This is a genomic window from Flavobacterium tistrianum, from assembly GCF_003254545.1.
Taxonomy (GTDB): Bacteria; Bacteroidota; Bacteroidia; order Flavobacteriales; family Flavobacteriaceae; genus Flavobacterium; species Flavobacterium tistrianum.
In genome coordinates this window covers 243,534-258,057 of the sequence record NZ_QJRH01000069.1, presented here as the reverse complement: position 1 = coordinate 258,057, position 14,524 = coordinate 243,534, and the positions used below count along the sequence as shown (strand labels likewise).

At 33.4% G+C, this 14,524-nt stretch carries 15 protein-coding genes and 2 pseudogenes; 5 read left to right on the top strand and 12 right to left on the bottom strand.

Features of this window, described 5'->3' with window-relative positions:
* Positions 1-130: 130 nt before the first annotated feature.
* On the bottom strand, positions 131-1,591 hold the full coding sequence (locus tag DMB71_RS13165) for a TonB-dependent receptor (protein WP_111366798.1): 1,461 nt from the start codon (positions 1,589-1,591) through the stop codon (positions 131-133).
* Between the two features lie 90 nt (positions 1,592-1,681).
* Between DMB71_RS13165 and DMB71_RS13160 the strand changes: the two genes are divergently transcribed.
* From DMB71_RS13160 to DMB71_RS13150, 3 genes are read left to right on the top strand one after another with little or no spacing between them, the layout of a single operon-like run.
* The gene (locus tag DMB71_RS13160) at positions 1,682-2,446 is read left to right on the top strand and encodes an MBL fold metallo-hydrolase (protein WP_111366797.1); all 765 of its coding nucleotides are present in this window, start codon (positions 1,682-1,684) and stop codon (positions 2,444-2,446) included.
* A 12-nt stretch (positions 2,447-2,458) separates the two neighbouring features.
* Positions 2,459-2,962 carry a hypothetical protein gene (locus DMB71_RS13155; RefSeq protein WP_111366796.1) on the top strand — a complete coding sequence of 168 codons (504 nt, stop codon included), beginning with the start codon at positions 2,459-2,461 and terminating at the stop codon, positions 2,960-2,962.
* Between the two features lie 45 nt (positions 2,963-3,007).
* Complete coding sequence (locus DMB71_RS13150; RefSeq protein ID WP_239452967.1) at positions 3,008-3,436, top strand: hypothetical protein; 429 nt, start codon at positions 3,008-3,010, stop codon at positions 3,434-3,436.
* Between the two features lie 90 nt (positions 3,437-3,526).
* Here DMB71_RS13150 and DMB71_RS13145 read toward each other — a convergent pair whose 3' ends face one another.
* The 7 genes from DMB71_RS13145 to DMB71_RS13115 form a co-directional block, all read right to left on the bottom strand.
* Entirely contained in the window at positions 3,527-4,096 is a 570-nt protein-coding gene (locus tag DMB71_RS13145; RefSeq protein ID WP_111366795.1) for a cysteine hydrolase family protein, read from the bottom strand.
* A 24-nt stretch (positions 4,097-4,120) separates the two neighbouring features.
* Entirely contained in the window at positions 4,121-4,435 is a 315-nt protein-coding gene (locus DMB71_RS13140; protein ID WP_111366794.1) for a helix-turn-helix transcriptional regulator, read from the bottom strand.
* Positions 4,436-4,450: 15 nt separating this feature from the next.
* Positions 4,451-4,789, bottom strand: coding sequence for a type II toxin-antitoxin system RelE/ParE family toxin (locus DMB71_RS13135; RefSeq protein ID WP_111366793.1), 339 nt, complete (start codon positions 4,787-4,789; stop codon positions 4,451-4,453).
* Positions 4,790-4,961: 172 nt separating this feature from the next.
* A complete protein-coding gene (locus DMB71_RS13130) occupies positions 4,962-5,606 on the bottom strand; it encodes an alpha/beta hydrolase (protein ID WP_111366792.1) in 645 nt (214 codons plus the stop codon).
* 134 nt (positions 5,607-5,740) lie between these two features.
* Entirely contained in the window at positions 5,741-6,067 is a 327-nt protein-coding gene (locus DMB71_RS13125) for a hypothetical protein (protein WP_111366791.1), read from the bottom strand.
* 4 nt (positions 6,068-6,071) lie between these two features.
* The gene (locus DMB71_RS13120; protein ID WP_111366789.1) at positions 6,072-7,322 is read right to left on the bottom strand and encodes a dihydroorotase; all 1,251 of its coding nucleotides are present in this window, start codon (positions 7,320-7,322) and stop codon (positions 6,072-6,074) included.
* A 66-nt stretch (positions 7,323-7,388) separates the two neighbouring features.
* The gene (locus DMB71_RS13115; protein WP_111366787.1) at positions 7,389-9,317 is read right to left on the bottom strand and encodes a BatA domain-containing protein; all 1,929 of its coding nucleotides are present in this window, start codon (positions 9,315-9,317) and stop codon (positions 7,389-7,391) included.
* Positions 9,318-9,567: 250 nt separating this feature from the next.
* On the opposite strand from DMB71_RS13115, the gene DMB71_RS13110 reads away from it, so the two are divergent.
* Complete coding sequence (locus DMB71_RS13110; protein ID WP_111366785.1) at positions 9,568-10,680, top strand: lactonase family protein; 1,113 nt, start codon at positions 9,568-9,570, stop codon at positions 10,678-10,680.
* 119 nt (positions 10,681-10,799) lie between these two features.
* Here DMB71_RS13110 and DMB71_RS13105 read toward each other — a convergent pair whose 3' ends face one another.
* The 4 genes and pseudogenes from DMB71_RS13105 to DMB71_RS22265 form a co-directional block, all read right to left on the bottom strand.
* On the bottom strand, positions 10,800-12,149 hold the full coding sequence (locus DMB71_RS13105; protein WP_111366783.1) for a DEAD/DEAH box helicase: 1,350 nt from the start codon (positions 12,147-12,149) through the stop codon (positions 10,800-10,802).
* Between the two features lie 102 nt (positions 12,150-12,251).
* Positions 12,252-13,016 carry a TIGR02757 family protein gene (locus tag DMB71_RS13100; protein WP_111366781.1) on the bottom strand — a complete coding sequence of 255 codons (765 nt, stop codon included), beginning with the start codon at positions 13,014-13,016 and terminating at the stop codon, positions 12,252-12,254.
* Positions 13,017-13,136: 120 nt separating this feature from the next.
* A pseudogene (locus tag DMB71_RS22270) lies at positions 13,137-13,586 on the bottom strand (ABC transporter ATP-binding protein); the annotation flags it as partial.
* Positions 13,587-13,802: 216 nt separating this feature from the next.
* A pseudogene (locus tag DMB71_RS22265) lies at positions 13,803-14,015 on the bottom strand (ATP-binding cassette domain-containing protein); the annotation flags it as partial.
* Positions 14,016-14,218: 203 nt separating this feature from the next.
* Between DMB71_RS22265 and DMB71_RS13090 the strand changes: the two are divergent.
* On the top strand, positions 14,219-14,503 hold the full coding sequence (locus DMB71_RS13090) for a hypothetical protein (protein WP_111366777.1): 285 nt from the start codon (positions 14,219-14,221) through the stop codon (positions 14,501-14,503).
* Positions 14,504-14,524 lie beyond the last annotated feature (21 nt).

The following is a 14,524-nucleotide window of genomic DNA, read 5'->3' as shown; positions in this document are numbered from 1 at the left end:
TTAGCGTAAACGGAGACACGAAAACTTAGCGTGCTTTGCGTTAAAAAAAATATCCGCTCCAACAATAACTTGAGACCTGAAACAAAGAAAACCTAAAACAAATAAAAAGTCCCATCAAAGGGACTTTTTATTATGTATTTTGTTCTAATTCTTTCTGCGGATGATATCCAAAAAGGTGATGTTCTTTGATGATTTCTGGAATACCAGGAGGAAGCATTGGTTCCCAACCCGTTTTGCCTTGATTGATCATTTTTAAAACTTCTCTAGAGAAAACATCTAGAATATTTGGATCATAATCTTCAATGTCAACTACTTTTCCGTTGAATTTAAAGAATTTGTACAATTCTTTCATTCTTGGGTGAACTTTTAAGTTGTTTGAGTTCATCAATTCCCCATTTTCATCCAGCATCGGATACAAGAAAACTTTCATATCGCGATAGAATAATTTTCCAAATGCTTCTAAGATTCCTCCGCTTAAGTGGCGATAGTATTTCTCATCAAAAATATCAACAAGGTTGTTTACGCCCATTGCCAATCCCATACGGGCTTTGGTATAATTTGCGAAATATTCAACAACTTTATAATATTCTTGGAAATTCGAAATCATAACCGTTTGTCCAAGAGAACAAAGCAATTCTGCTCTGTCCATAAAGTCGCGTTCATCGATTTCACCATCCGAACGTAAATTCGAAAGTGTGATTTCAAAAATAACCAGTGTATTATTTTTTTCAACTTTATTCTCTTCAAGGAACATTTTTAATGATTTCTCATACATGTCCATATTTACTTTCGTAACTGGGCGGAAACTTCCTCTTAGAGCTAAAAGGTTCTTTTTGTATAAGATAGCAGCCGGAAGAATGTTTTTTCCCTCTGGGTTAAACATCACGGCATCTGTCATTCCGTTTTTAACCAATTGCAAACTCATCAAACGATTGTCTACATCGGCAAAACGAGGTCCAGAAAAGTTAATGGTATCGATTTCTAATTGATCTTTGTCTAAGTGATCGTATAAGTAGCGAAGTAATCGTTTTGGATCGTTGTATTTGTAAAAAGCACCGTAAATTAAGTTAACTCCTAAAATACCAAGTGTTTCTTGTTGTAATCTTGCGTCTGTCTCTTTAAAACGAATATGAAGGATAATTTCGTTATAAGCTTCATCTGGCTCAATTTGGTAACGAATTCCAACCCATCCGTGACCTTTAAACTGTTTGGCAAAATCTATCGTTGCAACAGTGTTAGCGTAACTAAAGAAAAGTTTTGTAGGGTGTTTTTCTCGACTTAAACGCTCTTCAATAATCTGGCTTTCATGGGTAAGCATTTTTTTTAAACGCTCTTCGGTAACATATCTTCCGTCACTTTCAGCTCCATAAACAGCATCACTAAAATCTTTATCATAGGCAGACATCGCTTTTGCAATAGTTCCTGAAGAACCTCCGGATCTGAAAAAGTGTCTAACTGTCTCCTGTCCAGCGCCAATCTCAGCAAATGTTCCGTAAATATTCTCGTTTAAATTAATGCGTAATGCTTTGTCTTTTATAGAAGGAATCTGTTCGATGACCTTGTCACCTTTGAGTTTTATTTCTGTACCCATTTTGTTTTAAATAGATTTGTTACAAAGTTAGTAAATTAGCAGTTTAATGAAAGAGAAATAATCCTATTTTTGTAAAAAAATTAAGTTCAATTGAAGGTTTATTTTTTAGGTACAGGTACTTCTCAAGGCATTCCAATTATCGGAATCGATCATCCAGTTTGTAAAAGCACTGATGCTAAGGATAAAAGGCTTCGCGTGTCTATTTGGATAACATGGGACGAGCACTCTTATGTCATTGACTGCGGTCCCGATTTCAGACAGCAGATGCTTTCATGCGGATGCCGAAAACTCGATGCGATTCTTTTTACCCACGAGCATGCTGATCACACTGCTGGTTTAGACGATATTCGTCCGTTTAATTTCAGACAAGGAGAAATTCCAATTTATGGACATAAACGTGTTTTAGATAATCTGAGACGCCGTTTTGATTACGTTTTTGAGACTGTGAATAAATATCCAGGAGCTCCAAGCGTAAAAACAATCGAAGTGCAAAACAATGCGCCTTTTGCTGTTGGAGATAAAATGGCAATTCCGATAAACGCTATGCACGGTGATTTACAGGTTTTTGGGTACAGAATAGCAGATTTTGCCTATTTAACCGATGTAAAAACGATTGAACAAACTGAAGTTGAAAAATTGAAAGGAATAAAAGTTCTGGTTGTAAATGCTTTGCGTGTTGAACCTCATGACACTCATTTTAATCTTCAAGAAGCGCTTGATTTTATTGATTTGGTTAAGCCTGAAAGAGCGTATTTAACCCATATAAGTCATGTTTTAGGCTTTCATGAAGAAGTACAGCAAAAACTTCCTGAAAATGTTTTCTTGGCTTATGACAATTTAGAAATTACAATTTAATTATAACACACAATGAAAAAATCCTTAATGCTTTATCTTTTTATTCTTGCCATTTTAATGAATGTGTTTACATACGCATTTTACAGCGGAGAAGTAAAATTTGGTCAAGAGCGATATGATAAAACAACTAAGAAACTTAGAGATAGCATTAGTCTTATGAAAAATAAATTGGCAGAGGCTGATTATTTTTCTTTAGAACACAATGAGAATGCACAAAATTACTTTGATAACAGTGCTTCTGGCGGAAAAGTGATTTTATATGAAAAACTGATTCCGGTTGTGACTGAAAAGTTATTGGACTTTAATTCTAATCCAAAAGGAAATCCTTACACGGGACAAGATCAAATTGGTCCAAACAAATTTATCATCAATAAAGTAAAAATCTTAAACCACCGTTGGATTATTGCAGATTACAGCAATGGTGAATTATGGGGAGAAGTCTTGTTAAAATACTTTGTTGATAACGACGATAATATTACCTTTGAAGTAAATCAAACTTGGTTATATCAAAAATAGGATTTTATAATCCTATTTTTTTTTGACCTTTAAATAAATAGGATTATGAAAAAGATATTTTTGTTTTTGATTCTGGCAAGTGCAATTTCTTGCGGGAAAAAGATTTCTCAAGATAATACAAGCGCATCTCCAAAAGAACCTAAGAAGGAAGCTGTAGTTGGCGGAGATTCAGATTCTCACGGATGCAAAGCTTCAGCAGGTTATACTTGGTCTGCGCTTAAAAAAGAATGTATCAGAGTTTTTGAAAACAGCACAAGACTAAATCATGCTGAAGATGGAAAAACGTATTCGACAGTTTCCTATGTAATTTTTGACGGAAACAAAGCAGAACTTTTCTTAGATACTCAAAAAGAATCCATCATTTTAGAGAGAAAATCAGAAGGTGATTCTTGGGTTAACGGCGATTGGCAGTTAATTCCTTGGAAAGGATATGTTCTGAAAAAAGCAGGTAAGATTCTTTATACGGGAGAATAAAGTTTACAGTCACAGTCTCAGTTTTCAGTTAGAATTTTGTCAAAGTTTTTTTTGCTATTCAAAACTGAAAACTGCCACTGAGACTGAATACTAAATTATTTCTTTAATAAACTCAGAATCTACAACCTGAGCAAATTCTTCATTTAAACTTGCTAAAGCGGTCTGATGTATTAATTCTGCAGAGAATTCTTCTCCGTTTAATCCTTTTTTATTAAAAGTTGCTGTTGCATCAGAAACTAGATAAACGTTGTAACCGAAATTTCCAGCCATTCTCGTTGTGGTAGAAACGCAGTGATCTGTAGTTAAACCAACAATTACCAGATTCGTTATTTTAGCATTATCTAGAAGCTCTTTTAAATTCGTTCCAATAAAAGCACTATTGACATTCTTTTTGATGACGGTTTCGCCTTCGAGAGGTTTTACAACATTTTGAAATTCATTTCCAGCATTTGTTTCGTTTAAAATTGAATTTGGATTTGAAGAACAATGCTGTACATGAAAAATAGGCAGTTTTTTGTTTCTCCAAATTTCCAGAAGTTCGCCAGCTTTTTCTTCTGCTGAAACATTATTACGGTCTCCGCCCCAATAGGCAACATCGTGAAAACCTTTTTGAATATCAATTAAAATTAATGCGGGATTATTAAGTTTTTTGGTGTTCATTAGAAAGTATTTTAGTTATAAAAATTATTTCTCTAGACTAATTTTTAAGTCTTTTAGTTCTATTTGAAATTTGACTGTAGCTTTTAGTGCTGTAAAAACTTTGATAACAGTTTCTAGTGTTACATTTCCAGCATTTTTTTCAAGTTTAGATATTTGCGCTTTTTGAACGCCAATAAGTTTTCCTAATTCTTCTTGAGTTAAATTGCGCTCTTTACGAGTTTGTTTAATGGCATTTCCAATTAAATCCATTTGCAAATCATACTCAAATTGATCTCTTGCAGGAGTCCCAAGTTTGCCTACGATCTCATCTGTCACTTGATTCAAAGTATATGTTTTCATATTCTTAAATTGAATTTAATCTTTATCTTTAAAATATTCTATTTTTAATTTTTGCGCTTTTGATATTTCTTTCTCAGGCACTTTGCCTTGTTTTTTTATAAAGCCATGCGTAGAAATTACTAAAGCGTTTTGTGTATTGGTTTTATCCCAAAATGCTAATAATCGATAATGATTTCCTTGATATAAAGTTCGAAACTCCCAAATTTCATTGTTTAACTTTTTAAAAAGTTCAGGGTCGTTTTTTGTTTGCGATTTTCGAATGTTATAAAGTATTTTTTCTGAATGTTTTGGTTTTAAGTTTCTTAAAAAATCAAAAACTTCTTCTAGAAAAATTATATCAAAATTTTTTTTCATTCTCTTACTGTTACAAAAATACCCAAAAGTTTCCTTTTGAAGAAACTTTTGGGTATTTAATTATTTTTAATCTCTTTTAGTAAACTAGGCTTAGTTTGTTAAAACTAAAATACAATTTATAATTTGTAAAGAATAAAATAAAATAAGTTTTTTCTTTCTTTTTTATAAGGAATTACAAAGCCAACCAATTCCTAAAATCAAAGAAATTCTGAGGAGAAACTCCATGTCCAACAGGATATTCCTTATAAGTAAGCGGGATATTTAATTTTTCTAAAGCGGCTGGTGTTTTTCTTGCCCATTCAATCGGAATAACCTGATCGACAGTTCCATGGGAAGCGAAGAATTTTAAGTTTTTGAAATCATTGTTTTCAAAGCCTTCTTTGATGATTTCTTCATTAAAATAACCACTCATTGCCACAACTCTCTGAATTTTTTCTGGATAAGAAAGTGCTGTTGCATAACTCAAAATAGAACCCTGACTGAATCCGATTAAAGTAACATTGTTAGCATCAATTGGATAAGTTGCCACTAATTCATCAATGAACTTTGCAATTAAATCTCTTGAAGTTTTGGCTTGTTCGTTATCTGAAAATTTATTTTGATCTGCATCAAAGTTGATGGCATACCAAGCATAAGCGCCATATTGTAAATCGTAAGGGGCTCTTGCAGAAATGATGTAATAATTATCTGGAAGTTCAGAAGCAAAAGAGAATAAATCGGCTTCATTGCTGCCATATCCATGTAATAAAAGCAATAACGGATTTTTGTCTAAAATTACTTTTGGTTCTCTTATTTTATATTCTAATGATAAACTCATATTTTAATTGTGAATGTAAGTTGTGAATTGTAAATTTTTGGTCTCAGTCTCAGTCGCGGTTTTTCAGTTCTTAACTTTGACAAAGGTTTAAGTTGGAATTTGGTCCCGTTAACTATCGGGAGGAATTTAAAAGATTAGCCAATCTTTTTAAACCATTTTTGAAACAATTCCCCAACCAAAGGAATTGGTCTCATTTGCCCTTGAATGGCATTAAAAATCCCAAAAGTCCATAGAATTGAAATACAAATCCACATTGGGAAAGTGATAAAAAAACTATCGAAATTACTTATGATTGCTCCGAAAGAAATAAAAGTTAGGGATAATCCTAAAGATTGACGGATATGAAAAGAAGCAAAACTGTTTTTGTTTTCAGAATTCATACTCATAGCGATTAAAACACCAATAATTAGAATATAACTGGTAATAGCAATTGGTTTTCCTTCTTCGACTGAATTATTCATTTTATTATTTTGTAACTAATTGATTTTGATTTAAAATTCCGTAAACACATCCTTTAAGCTCGGTTCCTAAGAAAGCAGAATTTTTAGATTTTGAAAGAATGTTTTCTTTCGTAAAAGTTGATTTTCCTTCTGTCGTAAATAAAGTTAGGTTTGCTTTGGCTCCTTCTTGAATAACATTGTTTTCTAAACCAAAAACATTTTTAGCTGCTGTTAGTTTTGCAACAACCGTTTCAACAGGTAAAACGGTTAATAAAGCTCCGAAAGCGCTTTCTAAACCTATAGTTCCGTTTTTAGCCGTATCAAATTCCATTTTTTTGAATTCAATATCAATTGGGTTGTGATCTGAAGTAATCATGTCGATAGTTCCGTCAGCAATTCCGTTTAGTAAAGCTTGTCTGTCAACTTCAGTTCTTAATGGTGGAGTCACTTTAAAACGAGTATCAAAACCGTCCAGTTTTTCATCCGTTAAAACCAAATGATGAACGGAAACACTTGCAGTAACCTTTAAGCCTTTTGCTTTAGCTTCTCTAATTAATTCAACCGATTTTGCTGTAGAAATTGTCGGAATATGAAGTTTTCCTCCTGTATATTCTAGTAAAAATAAGTTTCTTGAAATTTGAAGTTCTTCAGCTAAGTTTGGAATTCCTTTTAAACCTAATCTTGTAGAAACAATTCCTTCATTTGCAACACCATTTCCTTTAATGTTCGGATCTTGTGAATAGGCGATTACCAAACCATCAAAATCTTGCACATATTGTAGAGCGATTTTCAAGATATTGGCGTTATCAATGCTTTTATTGTAGTCTCCAAAAGCGATTGCACCGGCATTTTTCATATCGTAAAGTTCTGCCATATCTTTTCCTTCACTTGCTTTGGTCAAAGCTCCGATTGGGAAAATTTCTGTTGCAAAACCGTTTGCTTTATTTTTTACAAAACTTACTTGAGATTGATTATCAATGATTGGTAAAGAATTGGGCTGTAAACCAATTGCTGTAAAACCGCTTTTTGCAGCAACATTCAGTCCGTTTGCGATAGTTTCTCTGTCTTCGTAACCTGGCTCGCCCAACGAGACGCTACTGTCAAACCATCCTTGAGAAACATGAAGATTATCAAATCGCACTACTTCTGTATCATCGTTTGGAAGTGAAACGCCTATTTTTTCTATTAAACCATCTGCAATTAAAAGATCAACGGTCTGATTGTGAAACGGACTTTTTGAGTCGATAATTTTGGCGCTTTTGATGATTAGTTTCATATTTAGATATTTTTTTGTCGTAAAATGATTTTTGTAAAAGGTAAGACGTTTTAGAAAACGAGAAACCTATTTTACAAATTTTATAATTGCCATTTCTAATGCTAAAAATAACAGTGCAAAGATAACAAACCATTTCCAAATTTGGCTGTCAGTTCTTTCTGTTTGTAACGTATTGAAAATGGTCGAAATTGTATCGGCAGTTTTGAAATCAGAAACCACATTTGTGTTTACTTGGCTTAAATCGCTTTCGGTTCTTTTGTAATTAAAGCTGATGTTTTCTACCCATTCCTTTTTGTCAAAAACGCTATAGTTTCCAGCTGTTTCAGGGAAATCATTAAAAGTTAATTTGACTTTGTTATTCAAAATCTGCTGAATCGGAATAAACGAATCGTCTGTTCCTTTCACTTCCAAAATAGCATCTTTAGTCAATAAAACATCAACAAAATAAGGCTGACTGTTTCCTATTGTCAAAGCATTTACGCCGGTTTTCTGATTGTTCTGAGCAATTTTGTAAAACAATGGGACAATTAAAGGCGATTGCTGAAAATTAGAATTTGTGCTATTAATAGGCGCTGTAAAAACTGTTATCCCAGAAACCTGATTTTGAACAGCCGTTACAAAAGCAGTTTGATCTTCAAACGAAAGAACTGCTGGATATGAACTCGAAACAGCAAACGAACTGTTTACCTTCGGATATTGGAAATTGGTTATTTTGTTTTCGAAAACGCCTGAAAATAAAGGATGATCGAAATTAATTTTAGTGATTAATTTGCTGTTAGTCTCTAAATTCCCAAATTGAATTTTCCCAAAATTTCCCAATAAAGCATTTAAACTCGAAAGAGATGTTTTCTCAGACGGAATCACAACTAGATTTCCTCCTTTAGAAACAAAAGCTTTCAAAGTCGTTTGCAGTGCTTGTGGAATGTCAATTAATTCGTTTAAAATAATAGTATTCTGTTTTTCTAAACTATTATAATCTAGAGAACTGATTGGATAATTGTTGTAATTGAATTCTGCTGAAGTATAAATTCTCGATAAGAAATTGCTTTTTTCAGGTTCACCAATACTGATAACGTTTGTTTTTTTGTTTTTAGAAATACTGAAAAACAATTTATTGTCATAAGTCAATCCATTGTCTTCAATTGTTACATATCCGTGAAAAGCTTCTTTGGGAATGGTAAAATTGATTTTCTTTTTCTTGGCGTCAAAATTGACAATAGTTTTGGCGATCAGTTTATTTTGATTGTAAAGTGCTGTTGAAACTGGTTTAAAATCTTCGCCATAGGCTGATAAATTTATGCCGATTTCGTAAAAGTTTTCTAAAGTCTGATTGATATAAACGCTGTCAATAGAAACATTATTTTTTTGCTCTGCTTCTGGAACAATAAAGTATGGTTTTTCTTCAAAATCTATACTTTTAATAGCTGCTTCTTTCAAGCCAACAGCATCAGTGATAATGACAATATCTTTTTTATGTGCCGATTTATGAGCTTTTATTTTAGCCGAGATTGCTGAAAGATCAAAAGGAGAAGCGCTGTATTTTAAGTTTTGTAAAGCACTTCTAGAAGATTTTATATCTGTATTCCAGAAATTTTCGGTGTTAGTTAAAAGAGAAAATTGAGTGTTTTCGGGAGTATTTTCAAGCAATTCCTGAACGGCTCTTTTTAATAATTCTCCTTTTTTGCCTTTTGCCTGCATACTAAAAGAATTGTCCAATACAATATACATCTCATTTGAAGCGTTCTTGCTGTCGGCAGCTTCAAAAAAAGGCTGTGCAAAGGCGATAATGGCGCAGGTAAGCAATAACAAACGGGTCGCTAATAAAAGTCGTTTTTTGATTTTAGAACTCTTACGAGTCTGAATGGCAAGTTCTTTTAAGAAGCGAACATTAGTGAAATAAGAAGTTTTAAATCGTCTTAATTGAAATAAGTGAACCAAAATTGGAACGATCAATAAAAACAGAAAGTATAGAATTTCGGGATGTTTAAAATGCATTCTGGCTTCGATTTACTTCACTACGTTTTGTTTTTCGCGAAGATGCAGGTCAAAAATACAAATTAAAATTATTAAACCATATAAGTAGGAGAATTATGAATTGTTAATTGTCAATTATAAATTGAAAATGTTTTGCGTGGCATAAAAAATATCAAAAAATGTAACTTTTGTAATTTCTTTGTAACTTAGAAGCTCCTTCAAACAGATATTATTACTTATTTTAGCTAAATTCAAATAATAAAAATAAACTATGAAAAAAATATATCTTGTATTATTTTCAGCTTTATCATTAACCGCGGTAAAAGCTCAGAATAAATTCAATTTATTGGTTGGAACATATACCAATACTTGCCAAAGCAACGGAATCTATGTGTATGAATTTGATGCTTCTACAGGTGATTATAAATTGAAGAGTTCTTCTGAAAGTGTTGTAAGTCCAAGTTATTTATCGGTTTCTGCAGATAATAAATTTATTTATGCTGTAAACGAAAACGGTACGCAAAGTACAGTAAGTTCTTTTTCTTATGATTCACAATCTGGAAAGATCAATCTTTTGAACAAAAATGATGCTTTAGGAGCAGATCCTTGCCATTTAATAAATGATGATAAAAATGTAATCGTAGCCAATTATTCTGGGGGAAGCATTGTGGTTTTAAAAAAGAATCCTGATGGAAGCATTACAGAAGTGCAGCAGTTGATTCAGCATGAAGGAAAGGGGCTAAATGCGGCACGTCAGGAAAAAGCGCACGTGCATATGGTTATGTTTTCTCCAGATAAAAAGTTTGTATTGTCAAATGATTTAGGTTTAGATAAAGTGTTTATTTACAAATACAATCCAAATGCAAAAAGCGACATTCTGACTTTAAAAGGCAGTGTTGATGTAAAACCAGGAAGCGGGCCAAGACACTTGACTTTTAGTAAAGACGGAAAATTTGTGTATTTGGTTCAGGAATTGGATGGAACTTTAACAACTTTAAGCTGGGATAAAACTGGAAGTTTGAAAGTAGTTGCTGAGACAAGCATTCTTGCAAAAGATTTTAAAGGAGGAACTGGAGCAGCAGCAATCAAACTTTCGCCTGATGGAAACTTTTTATATGTTACTGACCGTGTAGATGCCAATGCTATTTCAGTTTACAAAATCTCTAAAACAGGAGCTTTAGAATTGGTAGAACAGCAAAGTACTTTAGGAAAAGGTCCACGTGATTTTGCAATTGATCCAACAGGAAATTACCTTTTAGTAGGACATCAATATACTAATGATATAGTTATTTTTAAAAGAGATATCGCAACAGGAAAAATTGTAGATACTGGGAGAAGAATACAATTGTGTTCGCCAGTGGGACTTTTGTTTACGAAAATTTAGTTCAAAGGCAAAGGCTCAAAGTAGCAAAGGCTCAAAGGTACAGAGGTTTAAAACTGTACTTTTGGGCCTTTTGTAGGCTTTGTCACTTTGTTCCTTTGAACCTTTGTCCCTAAGAAAAATTATTTATTTTTCTTCTTCTTTTCATTTCTTGTCTTCAACATATTTCTGTTGACAGAACCGTGAGTTTTCTTTTTGGTTTTTGAAGGGCCTCCAAGATTGACTTTTTGATTTTTTTTAGATTTTTCGTGAAAAGCGCCTTCACCTTCTAGTTTCGGTTTTTTCAATAAAAACTTTCTTGGCAATTTGTCTTTTTCAGCTTCAATAAGCTTTTCAGAAACTTCAACTTCTTCAGGGAAATCGGCTATATCTAGCTCTTGATCCATCAAAAGTTCTGTTGCAATTTTGAATTCTTCTTCTCTTGGAGTAACAAAACTAATTGCAGTTCCTGTTGCATCTGCACGACCCGTACGACCAATTCTGTGCATGTACAATTCAGGCTCTTCTGGAAGTTCGAAGTTAATTACGTGTGTAATATTCGAAATGTCCAAACCCCTTGCCATAACGTCAGTTGTAATTAAACCGCGAAGATTTCCTTCCTGAAATTCAGCCATTGTACTCAAACGATAATTTTGAGATTTATTGGAGTGAATTACACCAAATTGTCCGTCAAAAAGTTCATCAATACGATTGAAAAGCATATCTGAAATCTTTTTGTTGTTTACGAAAACCAAAATACGGCTCATGCTTTCATCGGTTTCCAATAAATGTTTTAGCAGATTTACTTTTGTATTGAAATTCGGAACATTATAAGTAATCTGAGTAATTTTTTCAAGAGGAGTTCCTGATGGCGCTAAAGTCACTTCTTCAGGAAAATCGAAATAATCATTTAATAAATCGTCAACTTCATCTGTCATCGTTGCTGAGAAAAGAATATTTTGACGTTTGGTTTTCATCATGGCGAAAAGCGAAGTCAGCTGTGGTCTGAAGCCTAAATTCAGCATTTCGTCAAACTCGTCGATAACCAGTTTTTGTGTTTCATCAAAACGAACAACTGCGTCAAGCGCTAAATCCATTGTACGTCCAGGCGTTCCAACTAAAATGTCAACACCTTCGTAAACAGCTTTCTTTTGTGTATTGATGTTTACACCTCCATAAATTCCAAGAGTTTTAACCGACATATATTTCGTCAGTTTTTCTACTTCTTCAACCACTTGAACAACCAATTCACGTGTTGGAACAAGAATTACAATTTTTGGCGTATTGGTATGAGTGAATTTGTAAAGCTTTAAAAGAGGCAGTAAATAAGCAAATGTTTTACCGGTTCCGGTTTGTGCAATTCCCATCATATCACGTCCAGACATGATTACAGAAAAAGATTTTTCTTGAATAGGAGTAGGCGTAACAAATCCTAATTCGTCAACTGCTTTTTGTAATGATTTTGGAAGATTAAATTTTTCGAAAGTGCTCATTTGCTTTAAATTTTGTGCAAATGTACGTTAAATTCATGGTTTGTTTATCAAATTCTTAAAATCATGTGATAATTTATTATTCTAACTGTTTAATTTCCAATATTAAAAACCTTCAAAAACTCCTAATCCAAACAAAGCAAAATCATATTTTACAGGATCTTTTGCATCCATTTTTCTTAATTTGGTATCCAATTCTAATAAAGCTTTTGCATCGTTTTGCTTTCGCGAAAGAATACCAAGTTTGCGCGCAACATTTCCAGAATGAACGTCAAGCGGACAAGACAAAACAGATGGTGAAATGCTTTTCCAGATTCCTAAATCGACACCTTTTGCATCTTGGCGAACCATCCAACGAAGGTACATATTGATTCTCTTCGCTGCTGAATTGTTTAACGGATCTGAAATATGTTTCTGAGTTCGAGCTAAATGATCTGTTTCGAAGAATATCTTTTTGAATTCGCTGATGCTTTTCTGCAGACTGTCTTTTTCTTGATTTTTAGCAAAAACAGATTCTAGTCCGTTGTGGTTTTGGTAGATATGCTTTAGACCCTTTATAAAACCTGCAAAATCATTTCCGTTGAAAGTTCTGTGAACAAATGTTTCAAGTCTTGCTAAATCTTCATCAGAATGTGACATGATGAAATCGTAAGGTGTGTTGCCCATTAATTCCATCATTTTATGCGAATTCTTGATAATCATTTTACGGTTTCCCCAAGCAATAGAAGCGCTAAGAAAACCTGCAATTTCAATATCTTCTTTTTGAGTAAAGAGATGCGGAATCTGAACAGGATCACTTTCTATAAAGTCCTGATTGTTATATTGAATGACTTTTTCGTCTAGAAATTCTTTGAGTTCTTTTTGGTTCATTTTAAATGAAATCTTCTTATGTATTCGAGTGCCCTAGCCCTGATGGGAGCGGCATCCTTTTTCTGGCTTCTTTAGCCAGGAAAAGATATAGCGGACAGCAGGAAATAGCTTCTGATTATTTTAATTGCTAATCTGTCCATCAACCATAACTAATTTTCTGTCAGCCATGTTTGCTAATTCTTCGTTGTGGGTTACAATAACAAAAGTCTGTCCAAACTCATCTCGAAGCTGAAAAAACAATTGGTGCAAGTTTTCGGCAGAATGCGTGTCCAGATTTCCTGAAGGTTCGTCTGCGAAAATTACATCGGGTTTATTGATTAAGGCTCTTGCTACCGCAACACGCTGCTGTTCACCGCCCGAAAGTTCGCTAGGTTTATGATTAATTCTATGAGAAAGTCCGAGATAAGAAAGAAGTTTTTTTGCTTCTTCTTCAGTTTCTGCTGTTTTTTTTCCTGCAATGTGAGCTGGAATACAAACGTTTTCTAAGGCTGTGAACTCAGGCAAAAGCTGATGAAATTGAAAAATGAATCCGAGATTTAAGTTTCTAAAGTCGGATAAAACTTTGTCTTGTCTGCTTTTCTTTTTGAAGTAGCGATTATAATAAAACAATAATAGTAAAGTCGGTGTGAGGATTACTGTCCAAGTGCCGTAACCGAAAATATCATTTTCTATTTTGCTTCTAAAAAACAATAAAAATACAGCCAATAAAACAAAATAAAGGGCTCCTAACCAAGTAATGATTTTAAACGCTTTTTCTTGATTAGAGCTTTCGTTTTTGATGTTTTGAAGCTCTAAAACGTTTTTGCCGTTAATAGTCAGAGATGAATCTGGATTATGGTCTGGTTTGTCTAAAGTTCCTAAAATCTGCAATAATGTCGTTTTACCAGCACCCGAAGCACCAACAATAGAAACAATTTCACCTTTTTTAATATGTAGATCGACTCCTTTTAGAACTTCAAGTTTGTCGTAGAATTTATGTATGTTTTTTGCGTGTATCATGTACTGAAACTGTTTTTACAAAGAAACGAAGATTATAATCAATATCAAATTACAAAACTCAATATCAATATCAAAAGTCAATGGTGAAATTCCAAAATCGGTACGTAAATTGATATGGGAATGTTGGAAATTAAATTTAGAAAAGAAATAATAGAGTTTCAGGAATAATTTTTAATTTCGATTAACTTAAAAGTGAATGTGTTATGCAAGATTTAGAAGTTGTAGAAGATAACAGAATGTCAAAATTAATCATTGGATTAGTTTTGGACGGAATTGGTATGATTTCTTTCTCGATTCCGTTTCTGGGTGAGTTCTCAGATGTGGTATGGGCGCCTATTGCGGCAATAATTATGGCGAGAATGTATAAAGGAAGAGTAGGGAAAGTTGCTGGGGTTTTGACTTTTTTGGAAGAGATACTGCCTTTTACAGATGTGATTCCGTCTTTTACCCTGACTTGGATTTATACTTATTTTTTTGAAAAGAAATAGAAAAGACGGCTCAGAGCCGTC

Coding starts and splice junctions, on each gene's coding strand:
- DMB71_RS13165 (WP_111366798.1), bottom strand. CDS start 1,591: ATGGGTACAGAAATAAAACTCAAAGGTGACAAGGTCATCGAACAGATT.
- DMB71_RS13155 (WP_111366796.1), top strand. CDS start 2,459: ATGAAAAAATCCTTAATGCTTTATCTTTTTATTCTTGCCATTTTAATG.
- DMB71_RS13150 (WP_239452967.1), top strand. CDS start 3,008: ATGAAAAAGATATTTTTGTTTTTGATTCTGGCAAGTGCAATTTCTTGC.
- DMB71_RS13145 (WP_111366795.1), bottom strand. CDS start 4,096: ATGAACACCAAAAAACTTAATAATCCCGCATTAATTTTAATTGATATT.
- DMB71_RS13140 (WP_111366794.1), bottom strand. CDS start 4,435: ATGAAAACATATACTTTGAATCAAGTGACAGATGAGATCGTAGGCAAA.
- DMB71_RS13135 (WP_111366793.1), bottom strand. CDS start 4,789: ATGAAAAAAAATTTTGATATAATTTTTCTAGAAGAAGTTTTTGATTTT.
- DMB71_RS13130 (WP_111366792.1), bottom strand. CDS start 5,606: ATGAGTTTATCATTAGAATATAAAATAAGAGAACCAAAAGTAATTTTA.
- DMB71_RS13125 (WP_111366791.1), bottom strand. CDS start 6,067: ATGAATAATTCAGTCGAAGAAGGAAAACCAATTGCTATTACCAGTTAT.
- DMB71_RS13120 (WP_111366789.1), bottom strand. CDS start 7,322: ATGAAACTAATCATCAAAAGCGCCAAAATTATCGACTCAAAAAGTCCG.
- DMB71_RS13115 (WP_111366787.1), bottom strand. CDS start 9,317: ATGCATTTTAAACATCCCGAAATTCTATACTTTCTGTTTTTATTGATC.
- DMB71_RS13110 (WP_111366785.1), top strand. CDS start 9,568: ATGAAAAAAATATATCTTGTATTATTTTCAGCTTTATCATTAACCGCG.
- DMB71_RS13105 (WP_111366783.1), bottom strand. CDS start 12,149: ATGAGCACTTTCGAAAAATTTAATCTTCCAAAATCATTACAAAAAGCA.
- DMB71_RS13100 (WP_111366781.1), bottom strand. CDS start 13,016: ATGAACCAAAAAGAACTCAAAGAATTTCTAGACGAAAAAGTCATTCAA.
- DMB71_RS13090 (WP_111366777.1), top strand. CDS start 14,219: ATGCAAGATTTAGAAGTTGTAGAAGATAACAGAATGTCAAAATTAATC.